Genomic DNA, 18,514 nt, shown 5'->3' with positions numbered 1-18,514 from the left:
GCAGGTGTTGCACTTCAGTAATCCCCGCGAACCGGTGGAAGGGCTTGCCCGCAAAGGGTTTGCCCAGGGTATCGGCCCATGCGCATGCAACGGCCGAGCGCTGTTTGTTACCGAAATGTCGTCGGCGAAGGTGCACCGGTCCCCGCATTCGCGGGGGATCGTGGACGCGCGCTTCATAGGTAAAGGCCGTCGCGCCGTCGCGTGAGCGTCGGGAAAGCACCGATCCCAGCGCCGGCCCGTTCGGCAACATGTGTGACTTCGTTCCTTACCGGAGCCGACGATGCCCGTTTCGAAAGTTGCTCACACGCGCATGGCTCTGGCCGTGCTGGTCGCGCTGACGTCCGGGACACCGGCATTGGCGCAGTCCGTGCCGGCCGACGCGGCCGAGAACAGCCGCCTGTGGTTCGTCGAGTTGACGGGCAAGACCGTCGCCGACGGCAATACGCAGACCAGCGTGCGCGCCGAACAGTCCAAGTTCCTCGCGGCCGCGCAGGCCGCCGGCGTTCAGTTCGTGCAACGCCGCAACTTCGAGACGCTGTTCAACGGCTTCTCGGTCGAGGTGTCGCCCGACCAGCGTCTGAAGCTTGCGAAGGTGACGGGCGTGCGCGCGCTGTATCCGGTCGAGGTGATCCAGGCGCCGCAGCCGGTGGTCGAGCCGAGCTCGCCCGACCTCGTCGCCGCACTGAACCTCAGCGGTGCCGCCACGGCGCAGAACGTGCTCGGGCTCACGGGTGCGGGCGTGAAGGTCGGCATCATCGATTCGGGCATCGAGGTCGACCACCCGGCCTTCGGCGGCACCGGCGCGCTGGGCACCACGCCGTTCCCGAATGCACGCATCTACGCCGGCTACGACTTCGTCGGCGATGCCTTCGACGGCAGCAACGCGCCGGTGCCGGACGGCGACCCGCGCGACTGCGCGGCTACCGGCGCCAACGCCTCGGGTGGCCACGGCACTCACGTCGCCGGCATCGTCGGTGCCAACGGCGGCGGCATCAAGGGCGTGGCCCCGGGCGCCCAGCTGGCGGCCTACCGCGTCTTCGGCTGCTTCGGCAGCACCACCGCCGACATCATGATCGCCGCGATGGAGCGCGCGCTGCTCGATGGCGTCAACGTCATCAACATGAGCATCGGCTCGCGCGCCCAGTGGCCGCAGTACCCGACCGCGCAGGCCGCCTCGCGGCTGGCGAAGAAGGGCGTCGTGATGGCCAACTCGATCGGCAACAACGGCCCCGGCGGCTCCGCGCCGGACGCCTTGTTCGCCGCCGGTGCGCCGGGCCTCGGCGAGCATGTGATCGGCACCGCGTCGTTCGACAACGCGCAGCGCGCCTTCACCGTGGCCGGCACGCCCTACGGTTTCAACCAGGCCACCGGCTCGCCGACCGCGCCGAGCAGCGGCTCGTCGCCGATGTCGCGCACCGGCGATACGACGGTCGCCAACGACGGCTGCAATGCACTGCCGGCCGGCAGCCTCGCGGGCACCGTCGTGCTGATCCGCCGCGGCACCTGCGGCTTCTACAACAAGGCCTTCAACGCCCAGAACGCGGGGGCCGCCGGCGTCGTGCTCTACAACAACGCGGCCGGGGCGATCAATCCGACAGTGGCGCCGCCGACCGGCGCCGATCCGCCGATCACGATCCCCGTCGTCGCGATCACCGCGGCGCAGGGGGCGACGCTCAACGGCCTGATCGCCGCCGGCCCGACGCAGCTGACCTGGACCGGCAACTACGTCGGCTTCCCGTTCGGCACCGGCGGCCTGATCTCCGGCTTCAGCTCGTTCGGCCTCGGCGCCGACCTGAGCTTCAAGCCCGACATCGGCGCGCCGGGCGGCGGCATCGTCTCCACCTACCCGCTGCTGCTGGGCGGCTCGGCCACGCTGTCGGGCACGTCGATGTCCTCGCCGCACATCGCCGGCGCGGCCGCACTGATCCTGCAGGCGGTGCCCACCGCGGCGCTGGGCAATTCCAGCCCGGTCGTCGGCCGCACCGCCCCGCCGCCGATCAACATGATCACGCGGATGATGAACACCGCGAAGCCGAAGAACTGGTCGGGCAACCCGGGGCTCGGCTTCCTCGACCACTCGTTCCGCCAGGGCGCGGGCATGGTCGACATCGTCGCCGCGATCCAGAGCCAGCAGTTCGTCGTGCCGAACAAGTTCTCCACCGGCGAAAGCCAGGCCGGCCCGAAGGTGCAGAAGCTGACGATCCGCAACGATGCGGCGACGCCGGTGACCTACACGATGGGCCACGTCTCGGGCGTGCAGGCCGGACCGAACGCGGCCGGCGCGACCGCCTGGACGCTGAGCGGCGTCTTCGATGCGCCGGCGACGGTGAGCTTCAGCGCCAACCCCGTCGTCGTGCCGGCCAAGGGCACGGCCACCGTCACCGCCACGGTGACGGCCAACGCTGCGCTGCCGGACCGCAGCCTCTACGGCGGCTACATCACGCTGACGCCGCAAGGCGCGGGCATGCCGCTGCAGGTGCCCTACGGCGGCCTGAAGGGCGACTACCAGACCACCGAGGTGCTGCGCGCGGGCGCCAACGGCTTCCCGTGGCTCGCGACGCTGACCGGCACGACCTTCAGCAAGTGCCCGGCCGGCGGCTGCAGCTACACGATGGCCGGCGGCAACGTGCCGTGGGTGCTGTTCCAGCTGGCCCACCAGGCGCAGCGGCTGACGGTGGAGGTCTTCGACTCGACGGGCACGCAGTCGCGCGGCCTGATCAGCGACGACACCTTCCTCGGCCGCAATACCACGCCGTCGGGCTTCTTCTCGTTCTCGTGGAACGGCGACACGTCGATGGGCACGCAGCCCAACGGCACCTACCTGATCCGCATCGCGGCGCTGAAGCCGCTGGGCGATCCGGCGAACCCGGCGCACCTGGACGTGCGCACGCTGCCGCCGGTGACGCTGGCGCGTCCCTGAGCATCGGCAACACGGCCGCGGCGAAGCCCGCGGCCGCGCGAACGTCGACGGGCCCCGTGGGGCCCGTTTCTCTCCTGCTCGAACGGCGGTCCGGTGGCCGCTGACTATGAACGATAGTCGGCGTTGATGCTGACGTAGTCGTGCGAGAAGTCGCAGGTCCACACCGTCGCGCTGGCGGCGCCGCGGTGCAGGTGAACGCGCACGCCGATCTCGCTTTGCTTCATCACCCGCTGGCCGTCTTCCTCGCGGTAGTCGGGATGCCGGCCGCCCTGGCGCGCGACGTGCACGTCGTCGAGATAGAGGTCGATCAGCCCCTGGTCGAGGTCGTCGATGCCGGCGTAGCCCACCGCCGCGAGGATGCGGCCGAGGTTCGGATCGCTGGCGTAGAACGCGGTCTTCACCAGCGGCGAGTGCGCGATCGCGTAGGCGGCGCGACGGCACTCGGCCTCGTCGTGTCCGCCGTCGATGCGCACGGTGATGAACTTGGTCGCGCCCTCGCCGTCGCGCACGATGGCCTGCGCCAGCTGCTGCGCCAGCGAGACCAGCGCGTCGCGCAGGATCTGCGCGTCGGCCGAGGCCAGCGACGTGATCTCGGCATGGCCGGCCTGCCGCGTCGCGATCAGCATGAAGCAGTCGTTGGTCGAGGTGTCGCCGTCGATCGTGATGCGGTTGAAACTCGCGTCGGCGGCTTCGGTGACCAGCGGCTGCAACAGCGCCGGCGCGATCACCGCGTCGGTGGCGACGAAACCGAGCATCGTCGCCATGTTCGGCCGGATCATGCCGGCGCCCTTGCTGATGCCGGTCAGCGTGACCGTGCGGCCGCCGATCTGCACCTGGCGCGAGGCGGCCTTCGGCAGCGTGTCGGTGGTCATGATGCCTTGCGCGGCCTCGGCCCAGCCAGCAGCCTGACGCGCGGCGAGCGCGGCCGGCAGGCCCGCCTCGATGCGCTCGACCGGCAGGGTCTCCATGATCACGCCGGTGGAGAACGGCAGCACCTGCTGCGGTTGCACACCGAGATGTCCGGCCAGCGCTTCGCAGCTGCGCCGCGCCCGCGCGAGCCCGTCGGCGCCGGTGCCCGCATTCGCATTGCCGGTGTTGATCAGCAGCGCGCGCACCGCGCTGCCCATCGCGAGGTGCTCGCGGCAGACCTGCACCGGCGCCGCGCAGAAGCGGTTCTTCGTGAACACGCCGGCCACCGCGCTGCCTTCGGCGAGCGTGAACACGACGAGGTCGCGCCGGTTGGCCTTGCGCACGCCGGCCATCGCCACGCCGAGCTCGACACCGGGCACCGGCAGCAGGTCGGCGGGATTCGGGGCGGTGAGGTTGACGGGCATGGCGGCGGCCTTCGGCGGACAGGGGAAAGCGGTCATTGTAGGAAGCACGCTGCCTAGAATGGCCCGCATGTCCCTGCCTGCGATCCGCATCCTGGTGCTGGTCCTGACCACCGCGGTCCAGGTGGCCTGCGCGAGCGCCCCGGCGACCGTCGACGAGCTGATCGGCGACGCCGCCTGCACCGGCGATGCCGAATGCCGCACCGTCGGCATCGGCGCGCTGGCCTGCGGCGGTCCGCAGGGGTACCGCGCCTGGTCGGTCCGGCGCACCGACGAAGCCGCGCTGATGCAGGCGGTGCAGCAGCAGCGCCAGGAACGCGAACAGCAGATCGCCAAGCGCGGCGAGATGTCGATCTGCCGAGTCGTGCCCGACCCCGGCGCCCGCTGCGCGCTGCCGGCCGGGCGCTGCGTCCTGCGCGCAGACGGTGCGCCGGGCGGCGCCGCGGCGGTGCGCTGAGCGCGCGGTCTTCCACCCAAGAAAAAGGGGCCCACCGGGCCCCTTGGTACTTCTGCAAGGGGGCCGCCTCGCGGCGGCCCGCCGTTCACAGCTGCGGCTTGATGCGCAGCACCGGCGCGACGGCCGAACCGGCCGGCGCGGGCGCCGAGGTGTCGATGAACACCGTCGTCGAGCCGATCACCGAGCCGCCCGCCGTCTGGCGGTACTGCACGTTGCCCAGGTAGCGCGGGCCGGCCGGCACGTTCCAGCTGATGCCGATCGACGCGGTGCCGCCGAGGTAGACCTTCGACGGGCCGAAGGCCTTCAGCGTCTGCGTGCCGACGGCCGGGCCGACGACCCAGTGGTTCAGCTTGAAGTTCGCCGAGCCGCCGGCCGGGGCATAGGCCTCGACGCAGGCGGTGTAGTTGCCGGACGCCGGGTTCGCCAGCGTGACCAGCTCGTCCGACGTGCCCGAGTAGCTGCCGCCGACGGCGCTGCCGTTGCGGTAGACGGTCACGTCGATGTCGCTGGTCGAGCCGCCGTCGACTTCGCTGTTGAACATCTGCACCCGCAGCATCTGCGCGCCGGCCGGCACGCTGATCGGGAAGCAGACGTCGGCCTGGTTCTTCACCGACGTGCCGGTGTTGACCGTCGCCGCCACGAGGCCGGTGGCCGTCGTGTTCATCGTGCCCTCGTAGCCGGTGGCCACGGTGAACACCTTCGAGCCGACCGCCTTGGTGTCGGTGATCGAGGTCAGGCCGACGAATTCCGACGCCTTGGCCTGCAGCGGGCTGCGGACCGTCTTGCCGCCGTCGCCGGTCCAGGTGACGTGGCCGAAGCGCCAGGCCTCGAGCGGCGCGCCGCTGCGCGTCATCGTGACCGTGTAGCTCGCGCTCGCGCCCGGCGCCAGCGTCAGCGACGACGGCGCCACGGCGACCGTGAAGCCGGGCAGCGCCGCGGAGGCGTTGTAGGTCACGCTGCTGGTGCCGGTGTTCTTCAGCGTGCGCTTGACCGTGCCGATGCCGATCACGTTCGCGCGGGTGATCGAGGCCAGGTTCAGGTCCCAGCCGTTGATCGCCTTCGTCGCGTACGCGAAGAAGTCGGCCGTCGTCGCGTCGTAGACCAGCGTGGTGTCCAGCGCGCCGTTCGGGTTCAGGTGGCCGGCGCCGAAACCCCAGACGTTGGCGTCCGCGGCCCCGTTGGCCAGCTTCACCGACTGCGTCGCGCTCGTCATCAGCGCCGACTTGATCGCCGCCGGCGACCAGGTCGGGTTGGCTTGCTTCAGCAGCGCGGCAGCGCCGGCCACGTGCGGCGCGGCCATCGAGGTGCCCGAGATCATGTTGGCCTGCGGCGTGCCACGCAGCGTGCCGGCGATGATGGCGTTGCGGTCGGCGACGCTGATCGTGGTGTCGGCGTAGGCGGCGATGATGTCCGAGCCGGGCGCGGTGATGTCCGGCTTCAGCACGTTGGCATCGGCCTTGTTCGGGCCGCGCGAGGAGCTGTCCGACATCACCGGCGCCACCAGCCCCGGCACCTGCACGCCGCCGCTGAAGGCGGCGGTGCCGGTGCCGCCGGCGGCATGCGAGAGCACGTCGTTGGCGGCCGAGGCCGACAGGTGCACGGTCGGCACCGAGTGGGCGATGTTGAACACCGTGTTGGCCGAGGCGAGCGGGCCGGACGGGATGTTCTGCAGGATCATGCCGGCCGCGCCGGCGGCCTTGGCATTGGCGCTCTTGTTCACCAGCACGTTGCCGCCGCGGTAGCAGACGACGATCTTGCCGGCGACCTTAGCCGGGTCGAGCAGCGAGCCGGCGCCATCGGCCGGGCCGTAGCAGCGCGCGAGCTGCGTCGCATCGGCGCCCGGCAGGCCGGCGTCGGTCGACGCGATCAGCGGCTTGGACGGCAGGCCGGTGGTCTGGAACGACGGGCCGCTGAACGTTGCGCCGCTACCCAGCGAGACGGTGGCGACGGTGTATCGGTCGTGCGTCGAGTTGCCGACCGTCGCGACCCACGGACTGATGTGGGCCACGGTGTTGGCCGGACCCGCGTTGCCGGCGGAGGCCGCGACGAACACGCCGGCCGCGTTGGCGTTGTAGAACGCCACCTCGACGCCGTCGAGGAAACTGGTCTGGCTGCCGCCGATCGAGAAGTTGATGACGTCGGCGCCGTCGGCCACCGCCTGGTTGATCGCCGCGATGCTGTCCGACGGGAAGCAGCTGCCCTGGCCGCGGCTGCCGTCGGCGGCCTTCGGCGAATAGCAGGACTTGTACGCGGCCACGCGGGCGCGCGGCGCGATGCCGGAGATGCCGGTGATGGTCGTGCCCTGCACGCTGCCGGTCACGCCCTCGTTGCCGCCCGAGGTGCTGAGCGTATGGCTGCCATGGCCGCCGTCGTCACGCGCCGACTTGTACTCGGTGTCGTACATGACGTTGCCGGAGGCATCCCAGCCGGCCCGGAAGTGGCGCGCGCCGACGAGCTTGTTGTTGCAGTTCGCGGCGGTGAAGCCTTCGCCGGCCTCGCAGATGCCCTTGTAGCGGCCCGCGGGCAGCGGGTCGTAGACCACGGTGCCGGGCATGTGCGAGGGCACCGGCTTGCCCTGCGCGTCGACCTTGTCGGAGAACGACGGGTCCTCGGGCCAGACGCCGCCATCGACGTGGGCGATGATGACGCCTTCGCCCTTGATGTTGCGGCCATTGGCATCGGTCTTCGACCAGACGCCGTTCGGGCCGCTGATGCCGAGGAAGGCCGGCGTGTAGCTGGTATTCAGCGGACGCGCCTCGTCGACGGTGATCGCCCGCACGCCGGGGTTGGCGGCGAGCTTCTGCAGCTCGGCGTCGGTGAGCTTCGCGGCGAAGCCGTTGAAGACCGCGCCGTACTGGTAGAACACCGGGGCCGACGGCACGGTCGCCGTCACGGCGGCCTGCTTGTTCGCCAGGTAGCTCAGGTAGGCCTGCACGTCGGCGGCGTTGACGTTGAGCTTGCCGCCGGCCGTCGGACGCGTGGCCTTCAGGCCGCTGACGGTGCCGTCATAGGTCGCGGCGGGCGCGTCCACCAGCTGGACGACGTAGCTCTTGCGGGCGCCGGTCTGGGCGCCGGCGGCCAGGGCCACCGCGCTCAGCGCCAGGCCCAGGGCCAGGGAATGGGATTTCTTCATGGGTGTGCTCCTCCTGGACGTTCAGCGCGACGAGCGGCGGCGCAGGCTGCCGGCGACACCGAGGGCCAGCGCGGCGAGCGCGAGGGAGCCGGGCTCCGGAACCGCGCCGATGTTGTCGAGTGCGAACTGGTTCAGGTTGAAGAACGGCGTCGCGCAGCCGCCCGCGCCGTCGAACGTGCAGGCGGAGAAGGTCACCGAGTCGACGAAACCCCAGGTCGACAGGTCACCGCCGACCAGGCTCTGGAAGCCGAACTCGCCGTTGCCGTCGGCCCCGCCGAAGGATGCGAGCAGGCTGTAGGTGCTGCCGTCGAGGCCGTGGGCGCTGACCATCAGCGCCCCGGGTTCGTCGCCGGGGTTGTAGATGCCGCCGATGGCCGAGATGAAGCCGAAGTCGAGGCCGGACAGCTTGAAGTGCGTCTGGCCCGACGAGCGCGTCATCGTCACCGAGCTGTCGTTGAAACCACCGTAGAACTGCGTGCTGTTGCCGGTGGGCGCATTGGCGAAGATGCTGAACGTGCCGCCGTCGGCGACGCCGCCGAAGCTGCCGCCGCCCTGCGTGAACGTATAGCCGCCGCTGGTGAAGCTGTCGCCGTCGCCGAAGAACCCGACGACGCCGTCATCGAACGTGACCACGCCCGCATGGGCGGCCGGCGCTGCCAGCGCGCCCATGATTGCCGCGCCTGCCAGCGCGGCGAGACCCAATTTCCTCATCGATCGACCTTGTGTGTTGATTGCGGGTCCGGCGGGTCCGCGACCCCGGATTCCGGAACGCTAGTCCCGAAAAGGTGCGGCCACCGGGCATGCTTGCCGCAACCGACGGTGGTCGGCCGAGGCAAGCGCGCAGTGTCCGGTGCAGGTGCGATCGATTCCCGAGCGCGCCCCTTGTTCAAGGGGCCTCGGTATCCCTAGGTCGTTAGGGACGCAGCGTCCGACCCCAGGCAAACCCCAGGATCGGTAACGCGCGGTACCAGCCGGCGCCAGCTTGACTAGGCAAGACGGCCGTGGCAGGCCTTGTACTTCTTGCCGCTGCCGCAGGGGCAGGGGTCGTTGCGCCCCACGCGAGGCACTTCGGCGACCATCGTCGCCGGATCGGCCTCCTCGCTGACGCTGCCGTCCTCGTTCGGATGGGTGTAGGTCACGTTGGCGAGATGGCCGACGCGGTCCTCGATCGCCTCGGCGGCCTCCTCGGCCTGGGCCTGCGTCTGGATGCGCACCGTCAGCAGCACGCGCGTGACTTCCAGCTTCACGACGTCGAGCAGCTGCGAGAACAGCTCGAAGGCTTCGCGCTTGTATTCCTGCTTCGGATTCTTCTGCGCATAGCCGCGCAGGTGGATGCCCTGGCGCAGGTAGTCCAGTGCCGCCAGGTGTTCGCGCCAGTGCGTGTCGATCGACTGCAGCAGCACCATGCGCATGAACGGGTTGAACTGCTCGGTGCCGACGATCGCCACCTTGCCCTCGAAGGTGGCATGGCCGGCGGCGACCACCTTCTCGACGATGTCCTCGTCGGTCACGGCATCGCTCTTGGCCACCTCTTCGCGCAGCGCGACCTCGAGCTGCCACTCCTCGGCCAGCGTCTTCTCCAGCGCAGCCAGGTCCCACTGCTCCTCGACGCTTTCCGGCGGCACATAGGTGCGCACGACGTCGGTCAGCGCACTGGCGCGCAGGTTGGCGATCTGCTCGGTCACCGAGCTGGCCTCGAGGATCTCGTTGCGCTGCTGGTAGATCACCTTGCGCTGGTCGTTCGAGACGTCGTCGTACTCGAGCAGCTGCTTGCGGATGTCGAAGTTGCGGGCCTCGACCTTGCGCTGCGCGCCTTCGATCGAGCGGGTGACGATGCCGGCCTCGATCGCCTCGCCTTCGGGCATCTTCAGCCGGTCCATGATCGCGCGCACGCGGTCGCCGGCGAAGATGCGCATCAGCGGGTCTTCCAGCGACAAGTAGAAGCGCGACTGGCCGGGGTCGCCCTGGCGGCCGGAACGGCCGCGCAGCTGGTTGTCGATGCGCCGGCTCTCGTGGCGCTCGGTGGCGATGATGCGCAGGCCGCCGGCGGCCTTGACCTGCTCGTGCAGGCCCTGCCATTCGTCCTTCAGCTGCTGGATGCGGCGTGCCTTCTCGTCGGCCGGAATCGAGTCGTCGGCCTCGATGAACTGCACCTGCTTCTCGACGTTGCCGCCGAGCACGATGTCGGTGCCGCGGCCGGCCATGTTCGTCGCGATCGTGATCACGCCCGGGCGGCCGGCCTGCGCGACGATCTCCGCCTCCTTCGCATGCTGCTTCGCGTTGAGCACCTGGTGCGGCAGCTTGGCCTTGTTCAGCAGGTTCGACAGCAGCTCGGAATTCTCGATCGAGGTCGTGCCGACCAGCGTCGGCTGGCCCTTCGCATGGCAGGCCTTGATGTCCTCGATCACCGCGTCGTACTTCTCCTTCGCGGTCTTGTAGATCAGGTCGAGCTCGTCCTTGCGGATGCGCGGGCGGTTCGGCGGAATGACGATCGTCTCGAGGCCGTAGATCTCCTGGAACTCGTAGGCCTCGGTGTCGGCGGTGCCGGTCATGCCGCCGAGCTTGCCGTACATGCGGAAGTAGTTCTGGAAGGTGATCGACGCGAGCGTCTGGTTCTCGCTCTGGATCGCCACGCCTTCCTTGGCCTCGACCGCCTGGTGCAGGCCGTCGGACCAGCGGCGGCCGGTCATCAGGCGCCCGGTGAACTCGTCGACGATGACGATCTCGCCGTTCTGGTTCACGTAGTGCTGGTCGCGGTGGTACAGGTGATGCGCGCGCAACGCCGCATACACGTGGTGCATCAGCGTGATGTTGGCGGCGTCGTAGAGGCTGGCGCCCTCGACCAGCAGCCCGGCCTCGCGCAGCAGGCGTTCGGCGTTCTCGTGGCCGTCCTCGGTCAGGTAGACCTGGTGCGTCTTCTCGTCGACGGTGAAGTCGCCCGGCTCGATCACGCCCTCGCCGGTGCGCGGATCGGCCTCGCCGATCTGCTTCTTCAGGGCCGGCACGACGCTGTTGATGCGCACGTAGAGCTCGGTGTGGTCCTCGGCCTGGCCGCTGATGATCAGCGGCGTGCGCGCCTCGTCGATCAGGATCGAGTCCACCTCGTCGACGATCGCGAAGTTCAGGCCGCGCTGCACGCGGTCGACCACTTCGTAGACCATGTTGTCGCGCAGGTAGTCGAAGCCGAACTCGTTGTTCGTGCCGTGCGTGATGTCGGCGTTGTAGGCGGCCTGCTTCTCGGCGCGGTCCATGCCCGGCACGTTGACGCCGACGGTCAGCCCGAGGAAGCCGTAGAGCCGGCTCATCCACTCGGCATCGCGGCGCGCGAGGTAGTCGTTGACGGTGACGACGTGCACGCCCTTGCCGGACAGCGCGTTCAGGTACACCGGCAGCGTGGCGGTCAGCGTCTTGCCTTCGCCGGTGCCCATCTCGGCGATCTTGCCTTCGTGCAGCGCCATGCCGCCCATCAGCTGCACGTCGAAGTGGCGCATCTTCAGCGTGCGCTTGCCAGCCTCGCGCACGACGGCGAAGGCCTCGGGCAGCAGGTCGTCGAGCGTCGAGCCGCCGTTCAGCCGCTGGCGGAACTCGTCGGTCTTCGCGCGCAGCGCGGCGTCGTCGAGCTTCTCGTACTGCGGCTCCAGCGCGTTGATCTTCTCGACCACGCGCCGGTACTGCTTGAGCAGCCGGTCGTTGCGGCTACCGAAAATCGACGTGAGAAGCTTGGGCAACATGCGCGTGTGGGGCGTGGTGGAGGGCTTGCGGCTGCGGCCGAAGGACCGGCCTCACATGGGGGCGGGTCGGCTCACCGCAAGATCTCCAGGGGGTCCAGGGTGTCGCAGGCTTGGCGCCGGGCGGCGCCCGCCGGAAAAGCCTGTCAGTCTATCACCCGGGGTAGCACGGCATTCGGCACGCCGCCGCCGCGGCTGGCGGCCGGACTCAGCGGGCCTGCGCGACGCCGAAAGCCGGCGATGAACCGGTCAGGAAACGCGCCGGGTCCTGCGGGGCGCCATCGACCAGCACCTCGAAATGCAGGTGCGCGCCGGTCGAGCGGCCGGTGCTGCCGACGTCCGCGATGCGCTGGCCGCGCCGGACCAGGTCGCCCTGCTTCGCATGCAGCTTGGACAGGTGCGCGTAGCGCGTCACCAGCCCCCTGCCATGGTCGATCTCCAGCACCTGGCCGTACTGCGCATGCCACTCGGCGGCCAGCACGACCCCGCCCGCCGCGGCGACGACCGCCGTGCCGGTGTCGGCGGGGAAGTCCAGGCCCGCATGCAGCGCGGCACGGCCGGTGATCGGATCGGGCCGCACGCCGAAGCCGGAGCCGACCGGTCCGTCGACCGGCGCGACGCTGGGCACCAGCAGCGTCTGCAGCCGCGTCTCGAGCAGGCGCGACTCGACCAGTGTCAGCAGGTCGGTGCCGAGCTCGGTGCGCTCGTCCAGTTGCGCCAGCGCCTGCGTCAGCTCATTCAGCGGCGAGCGGCCGATCGAGGCGATCGGAAGGTAGGGGCCGCCCTGGGCCGCGCGACCGGCCGCCGGAGCGGCCGGCTTCAGCGCACCCGCATCGACGCCGGCCAGCCCCGACACCCGGTCGCCGAGCGCTTCCATGCGCACCAGCCTGGCCTGCATCTCGCCGACCCGCTGCGCCATCGCGTCGAGGCTGTCGCGCATGTAGCGCTCGCGCTGCGCGAGCTCCACGCTGACGATCGGCCGCACCAGGTGGCTGACCAGCGGCCAGCCGTCGCGCACGGCCTTCAGGAAGACGAAGTGGTAGACGGTGCCCGACAGCAGCACCAGCAGGCCGGCGAGCGCACCGGCGGCCGCCAGCAGCTGAAGGCGGCTGAAATGCAGCACGCGCGTGCGCGCCACGCTGCCATGGGTGATCATGATCTGCATCGACGAGGGTCCTCCTCCTCGGTCCGCGGCCTGCAGGCCGCGGCGCGTCGTCGCCGTCGCATGTCCGGACGGCGCAACGCGTCACGAAGGCGGGCGAGGCTACGCCAAAGGGCATGCCCGATCAAGGCGGCCGACCCCTACACTGCGAGCTCATGTCTGCCCCCAGCCCACTCCGTTCGCGGCCCGGGAGGTCCGAAGGATCTCCTGCAGGATCGCGGGGCGCTCAGCGCCCTGCGGGCGGCCGGGCGGGCACCGGCGCAACTTCCGCCCCCTCGATGCCGATCGACCGCGCCCTCGCCAACTGCGACGCGCTGGCGCGCCTGGGCCAGCGGCTGGCCCTGTCACAAGCCTGTTTCGAGCGTATCGCGCCGCTACTGCCGCCCGGGTTGCGGGCCCAGGTCCGGCCGGGTCCGATCGATGACGAGGGCTGGGCGCTGCTGGTCGAGTCCGGGGCGGTATCGGCCAAGCTGCGCCAGCTGCTGCCGGCTCTGCAGGCGCGGCTCGCCGAGGACGGAGCGCCGCCGCGGCCGATCCGCGTGCGCGTGATGCCGCGGCGATAGCGGCGGATCGAGAGACGAACCATGGCCCGCTGGACGTTGTTCGACCCGCTCGACCTGTCGTCGCTGGATTTCTTCGATGGCGACCGGCCGAACTCGCCGGACGACTTCTTCGATTCGTTCGACGAGGCGGTGCAGGTGCTCGAGGTGGTCTGGGACCTGCTGCGCATCCTGTCGTACTACAACCCGCTGACCGACCACTGGGACGAGGACGGCCTGCTCGACTACCTGTTCAACGAGATCGACTGGTTCGAGGGCTCCGACGGCGACGACACCTTCGAAGGCCATGCCGGCAACGACGTGCTGAACGGCCATGACGGCATCGACACCGCGGTGTTCGACGGCCAACGCGCGCACTTTGCGCTGGCCTCCTCCGGAGACACCGTCACCGTGGAGGATGCGCGCAGCGGCGGCGACGGCCGCGACTCGCTGAAGGATATCGAACGACTGCGCTTCGACGACCGATCCATCGCGCTCGACCTCGACGGCCACGCCGGCAGCGTCGCGCGCCTGGTCGGCACGCTGTTCGGACCGCAGGGCATGGACGACGCCGCGCTGGTCGGCCTCGGCCTGCGGCTGAAGGACGACGGCGCCAGCGACGCGCAGCTCGCACGCGTCGCGGTCGACAGCGCCCTGTTCGCGACGGCCGCCGGCTCGCACTCGAATGCCGACTTCGTGCGCCTGGTCTACCGCAATGTCACCGGACACGAGGCCGGCACCGCCGAGCTGCAGCACTACACCGCGCTGCTCGACAGCGGCCAGACCGATCAGGCCTCGCTCGCGCTGTGGGCCAGCCAGACGACGGAGCTGGCACAACGCATCGACCTCGCCGGACTCGCCGAGCGCGGACTGGAGTTCGTCGAGGCGGGATGACGCCGGCCAAGGAGCCTGGTGCCGGCTTTCGGAATCGAACCGAAGACCTTCCGCTTACAAGGCGGGTGCTCTACCAACTGAGCTAAGCCGGCGCTGGACGGGCCCGGGCGGGCTTGCGTCGAGATGCGTGAGCGCGGATTCTAGGCGGCGCTACTTGATGCGCTTGAGCGAAGGCCGGCCGCCACCGGGTGCCGGCGGCGCGCCGTCGGGCGGCTGCTCGTCGGTCCAGCCGGCGCGCGGCGCCGGCGCTTCGGCCGCCGGTTCCGCCGCTTCGTCGCTGCGGGCCAGGCGCAGTCCGCCGCGCTGCGGTGCATCCCCCTCGGCCTTCGCGGGCGCCGGGGCCCCGGGCGTCGCGGCGCCGCTGCCCTCGCTGGGCACCGGGAAGGCCATGCCCTGCCCGTTCTCGCGCGCGTAGATCGCGACGACATGGTCCACCGGCACGACGATGTCGCGCGACACGCCCCCGAAGCGCGCCTTGAACTCGATGAAGTCGTTGCCGAGCTTCAACCCCGAGGTGGCCTCGAAGCCGACGTTGAGCACGATCTCGTTGTTCTTCACGTACTCCATCGGCACCTGCACCTGCCGGTCGACGAAGACCGCGATGTACGGCGTGAAGCCGTTGTCGGTGCACCAGTCGTGCAGCGCACGGATCAGGTAGGGCCGTGTCGAGGTGCCCTGGTCGTCGGCGGCAGGCGGTTGGCTCATGGAGGATTGCGAGCTTACTTGCGCATCACCTTCTCGGACGGCGTCAGCGCCTCGATGTAGGCCGGGCGCGAGAAGATGCGCTCGGCGTACTTCAGCAGCGGTGCGGCGTTCTTCGACAGGTCGATGCCGTAGTAGTCCAGGCGCCACAGCAGCGGTGCGATCGCGACGTCGAGCATCGAGAAGTCGTCGCCGAGCATGTACTTGTTCTTCAGGAAGATCGGCGCCAGCTGCGTCAGCCGCTCGCGGATCTGCGAGCGCGCCTTCTCGAGCTGCTTGTCGTTGGCCTTGACGCCGCTGCGGGCCTCGAGCGTATTGACGTGGGCGAACAGTTCCTTCTCGAAGTTGAAGAGGAACAGGCGCACGCGCGCACGCGCCACCGGGTCGCCCGGCATCAGCTGCGGATGCGGGAAGCGCTCATCGATGTACTCGTTGATGATGTGCGACTCGTACAGGATCAGGTCGCGCTCGACGAGGATCGGCACCTCGTTGTACGGGTTCATCAGCGCGATGTCTTCGGGCTTGGCGAAGAGGTCGACGTCGCGGATCTCGAAGTCCATGCCCTTCTCGAACAGCACGAAGCGGCAGCGGTGCGAGTAGGGGCAGGTGGTTCCGGAGTAAAGCACCATCATGGCGGCGGGCTCCCAGTGAAGCGAAAGCGGGGTTCTGAAAACGGCGCGCGCAGTGGGAGCCCGCTAGGCTACCACTGCGCGAAAGGGGACCCGCGGGGCGGGTCCCAAGCGGCTCGAGCGGCTTACTTGATGTCCTTCCAGTACGCGGCGTTCAGGCGCCACGCGATCAGCGTGAAGATGGCGAGCGCGATCAGCACCCACACGCCCAGCCGCACGCGCTGGTTCTGCACCGGCTCGGCCATCCAGACCATGTAGGCGACGAGGTCGCCCATCGCCTGGTCGTACTCGGCCTTGGTCATCTTGCCGGGCTTGATCGTCTCGAAGCCCTTGAAGACGTGCGTCGTCTTGCTCGGGTCGTGGGCGTCCTTCTCCTCGGCGAAGACGGCGCGCTTCTCGCCTTCGAGCTCCCACAGCACGTGCGGCATGCCGACGGCCGGGAACACGGTGTTGTTCCAGCCGGTCGGGCGCGTATCGTCCTTGTAGAAGCCGCGCAGGTAGGTGTAGAGGTAATCCGCCCCCGAGCCGCCGCCGGACGCACGCGAGCGGGCGATCACCGACAGGTCCGGCGGCACCGCGCCGAACCAGTCCTTGGCCTGCTTCGGATCCAGCGACACCGTCATCAGGTCGCCGACCTTCTCGGACGTGAACAGCAGGTTCTTCTTGATCTGCTCGTCGGCCAGGCCGATGTCGCGCAGGCGGTTGAAGCGCATGAAGGCCGCGGCGTGGCAGTTCAGGCAGTAGTTGACGAACAGCTTGGCGCCGTTCTGGAGCGCAGCGATGTCGGTGACGCGTTCCTTCTGGAAGCGGTCCAGCGGCAGGGTGTCTCCGCTGGCCGAAGCCGCTTGCGCGAAGCCGAGCAGGACCAGCAGGCAGGCGAGGATTCTTTTCATGATGATCGATCGCTCCTGCATCAATGCTTGGTGAAGGTGACGCGGTCGGGCACCGGCTTGAACATGCCGATCGTGCTCCACCACGGCATCAGCAGGAAGAACGCGAAGTAGAACAGCGTGCCGGCCTGCGCGATCAGCGTGCCGACGTCCGACGGCGGCTGGATACCGAGGTAACCCAGCACGATGAAGAACACGACGAAGACACCGTACAGCCCCTTGTGCCAGCCCGGGCGATAGCGGATCGACTTGACCGGGCTGCGGTCCAGCCAGGGCAGGAAGAACAGGATGATCACGGCGGCGCCCATCACGACCACGCCCCAGAACTTCGCGTCGAAGTACTTCAGCAGGGTGATGCCGATCACCGCGCCGACCACCGCGATGATCTTGCCGCGCCCCGGCAGCGCCAGCGCCGAGACGACGCCGGCCAGGCCGACGACGACGGCGAGCACGTTGACCATCGGGTCGGTCGTCGCGCGCAGCATCGAATAGAACGGCGTGAAGTACCAGACCGGCGCGATGTGCGGCGGCGTCTTCAGCGGGTCGGCCGGGATGAAGTTGTTGTACTCGAGGAAGTAGCCGCCGAGCTCCGGACCGAAGAAGACGATCGCGCAGAAGATCATCAGGAACACGCCGACGCCGAAGAGGTCGTGCACCGTGTAGTACGGATGGAACGGGATGCCGTCGAGCGGGATGCCGGTCTTCGGGTCCTTCTTGGCCTTGATCTCGATGCCGTCCGGGTTGTTCGAGCCGACCTCGTGCAGCGCGATGATGTGCGCGACCACCAGGCCCAGCAGCACCAGCGGGATCGCGATGACGTGGAAGCTGAAGAAGCGGTTCAGCGTCGCGTCGCTGACGACGTAGTCGCCGCGGATCAGCAGCGCCAGGTCCGGGCCGACGAAGGGCACCGCGGCGAACAGGTTCACGATGACCTGCGCGCCCCAGTAGGACATCTGGCCCCACGGCAGCAGATAACCGAAGAAGGCCTCGGCCATCAGGCACAGGAAGATCGCGCAGCCGAACAGCCACACCAGCTCGCGCGGCTTGCGGTACGAGCCGTACATCAGCCCGCGGAACATGTGCAGGTAGACGACGATGAAGAACGCGCTGGCGCCGGTGGAGTGCAGGTAGCGCACCAGCCAGCCCCAGGGCACGTCGCGCATGATGTACTCGACCGAGGCGAACGCGGTGTTCGCGTCCGGCTTGTAGTGCATCACGAGGAAGATGCCGGTGACGATCTGGATCACGAGGACCAGCATCGCCAGCGAGCCGAAGAAGTACCAGGTGTTGAAGTTCTTCGGAGCGTAGTACTCCGACATGTGCTCCTTGTACATCTTGGTGGCCGGGAACCGGTTGTCCACCCAGGTCATGAGCTTCACGCCGATCGGTGCGCCGGCGGGTGCTTCCTTGAATTCAGCCATGTCGACCCTTCAGTGCTCTTGAGCTTTGCGTGATCCGCGCGCAGTGCGGATCAGGCCTTGTTGTCTTCGCCGATCAGCAGCGTCGTGTCCGACAGGTACTTGTGCGGCGGCACCTCGAGGTTGTCGGGCGCGGGCTTGTTCTTGAAGACGCGGCCGGCCAGGTCGAAGGTCGAGCCGTGGCAGGGGCACAGGAAGCCGCCTTGCCAGTCGTCCGGCAGCGAGGGCTGCGCACCCGGCGTCAGCTTGTCGACCGGCGAGCAGCCCAGGTGCGAGCAGATGCCCACGGCGACCATGAACTCCGGCTTGATCGAGCGGTACTCGTTGCGGGCGTAGGCCGGCGTCAGTTCGGCCGGGTTGCGCAGCGACTTCGGGTCGGCGACCTGCGACTCGGTCTTCCTCAGCGTCTCGAGCTGTTCCTTCGTGCGGCGGATGATCCACACCGGCTTGCCGCGCCACTCGACGGTCATCTTCTCGCCCGGCTTCAGCGCGCTGATGTCGGCTTCGACGGCGGCGCCGGCGGCCTTCGCGCGCTCGGAGGGCATGAAGGTGCTGACGAAGGGCACCGCCGCGGCCACGCCGCCGATGGCGCCTGCACCGCAGGTGATCGCCACCCAGGTGCGACGGCTCTGATCCACGGGGCCCTCCACTGGGCTATCACTGGCGGGGCTGTCGCTCATGGGATTCCTCGAGTGTTTCTGGAAGTGTTGA

The 18,514-nt window shown here is 69.3% G+C and carries 14 protein-coding genes and 1 tRNA gene; 4 read left to right on the top strand and 11 right to left on the bottom strand.

The annotated features are described in order from the left end of the window. The first annotated feature begins 280 nt into the window (after positions 1 to 280). A complete protein-coding gene (locus tag P1K89_RS30385; RefSeq protein WP_284620300.1) occupies positions 281 to 2,920 on the top strand; it encodes a S8 family serine peptidase in 2,640 nt (879 codons plus the stop codon). 104 nt (positions 2,921 to 3,024) lie between these two features. On the opposite strand, the gene argJ is transcribed toward P1K89_RS30385, so the two are convergent. Further along, the gene (gene argJ / locus P1K89_RS30380; protein WP_284620299.1) at positions 3,025 to 4,254 is read right to left on the bottom strand and encodes a bifunctional glutamate N-acetyltransferase/amino-acid acetyltransferase ArgJ; all 1,230 of its coding nucleotides are present in this window, start codon (positions 4,252 to 4,254) and stop codon (positions 3,025 to 3,027) included. Between the two features lie 67 nt (positions 4,255 to 4,321). Here argJ and P1K89_RS30375 point away from each other — a divergent pair, with 67 nt between their 5' ends. Continuing rightward, positions 4,322 to 4,708 (top strand): hypothetical protein, encoded by a 387-nt coding sequence (locus tag P1K89_RS30375; protein ID WP_284620298.1) that lies wholly within the window; start codon positions 4,322 to 4,324, stop codon positions 4,706 to 4,708. A gap of 85 nt (positions 4,709 to 4,793) precedes the next feature. On the opposite strand, the gene P1K89_RS30370 is transcribed toward P1K89_RS30375, so the two are convergent. From P1K89_RS30370 to P1K89_RS30355, 4 genes are all read right to left on the bottom strand, one after another. Continuing rightward, a complete protein-coding gene (locus P1K89_RS30370; protein ID WP_284620297.1) occupies positions 4,794 to 7,841 on the bottom strand; it encodes a S8 family serine peptidase in 3,048 nt (1,015 codons plus the stop codon). A gap of 21 nt (positions 7,842 to 7,862) precedes the next feature. Continuing rightward, positions 7,863 to 8,552: an NF038120 family PEP-CTERM protein gene (locus P1K89_RS30365; protein ID WP_284620296.1), complete on the bottom strand. Its 690-nt coding sequence runs from the start codon at positions 8,550 to 8,552 to the stop codon at positions 7,863 to 7,865. Positions 8,553 to 8,827: 275 nt separating this feature from the next. Then, positions 8,828 to 11,572: a preprotein translocase subunit SecA gene (gene secA / locus P1K89_RS30360; RefSeq protein ID WP_284620295.1), complete on the bottom strand. Its 2,745-nt coding sequence runs from the start codon at positions 11,570 to 11,572 to the stop codon at positions 8,828 to 8,830. A gap of 205 nt (positions 11,573 to 11,777) precedes the next feature. Then, positions 11,778 to 12,734, bottom strand: a complete 957-nt coding sequence (locus P1K89_RS30355; protein ID WP_284620294.1) for a M23 family metallopeptidase — start codon at positions 12,732 to 12,734, stop codon at positions 11,778 to 11,780. Positions 12,735 to 13,009: 275 nt separating this feature from the next. Between P1K89_RS30355 and P1K89_RS30350 the strand changes: the two genes are divergently transcribed. Continuing rightward, positions 13,010 to 13,294 carry a DciA family protein gene (locus P1K89_RS30350; RefSeq protein WP_284620293.1) on the top strand — a complete coding sequence of 95 codons (285 nt, stop codon included), beginning with the start codon at positions 13,010 to 13,012 and terminating at the stop codon, positions 13,292 to 13,294. Positions 13,295 to 13,315: 21 nt separating this feature from the next. Further along, positions 13,316 to 14,164, top strand: a complete 849-nt coding sequence (locus tag P1K89_RS30345; RefSeq protein WP_284620292.1) for a DUF4214 domain-containing protein — start codon at positions 13,316 to 13,318, stop codon at positions 14,162 to 14,164. Positions 14,165 to 14,180: 16 nt separating this feature from the next. Here P1K89_RS30345 and P1K89_RS30340 read toward each other — a convergent pair. The 6 genes from P1K89_RS30340 to petA form a co-directional block, all read right to left on the bottom strand. Beyond that, a tRNA-Thr gene (locus P1K89_RS30340) sits at positions 14,181 to 14,256 on the bottom strand. A gap of 58 nt (positions 14,257 to 14,314) precedes the next feature. Next, positions 14,315 to 14,869, bottom strand: a complete 555-nt coding sequence (locus P1K89_RS30335; protein WP_284620291.1) for a ClpXP protease specificity-enhancing factor — start codon at positions 14,867 to 14,869, stop codon at positions 14,315 to 14,317. A 14-nt stretch (positions 14,870 to 14,883) separates the two neighbouring features. Further along, positions 14,884 to 15,498: a glutathione S-transferase N-terminal domain-containing protein gene (locus P1K89_RS30330; RefSeq protein ID WP_284620290.1), complete on the bottom strand. Its 615-nt coding sequence runs from the start codon at positions 15,496 to 15,498 to the stop codon at positions 14,884 to 14,886. A 122-nt stretch (positions 15,499 to 15,620) separates the two neighbouring features. Further along, complete coding sequence (locus tag P1K89_RS30325; protein WP_284620289.1) at positions 15,621 to 16,388, bottom strand: cytochrome c1; 768 nt, start codon at positions 16,386 to 16,388, stop codon at positions 15,621 to 15,623. Between the two features lie 20 nt (positions 16,389 to 16,408). Next, entirely contained in the window at positions 16,409 to 17,806 is a 1,398-nt protein-coding gene (locus P1K89_RS30320) for a cytochrome b (RefSeq protein WP_284620288.1), read from the bottom strand. 50 nt (positions 17,807 to 17,856) lie between these two features. Next, on the bottom strand, positions 17,857 to 18,483 hold the full coding sequence (gene petA, locus P1K89_RS30315) for a ubiquinol-cytochrome c reductase iron-sulfur subunit (RefSeq protein WP_284620287.1): 627 nt from the start codon (positions 18,481 to 18,483) through the stop codon (positions 17,857 to 17,859). Positions 18,484 to 18,514: the final 31 nt, after the last annotated feature.

Source organism: Aquabacterium humicola (assembly GCF_030167915.1).
Classification (GTDB): Bacteria; Pseudomonadota; Gammaproteobacteria; order Burkholderiales; family Burkholderiaceae_C; genus Pseudaquabacterium; species Pseudaquabacterium humicola.
This window is presented reverse-complemented; position numbering and strand designations above follow the sequence as displayed.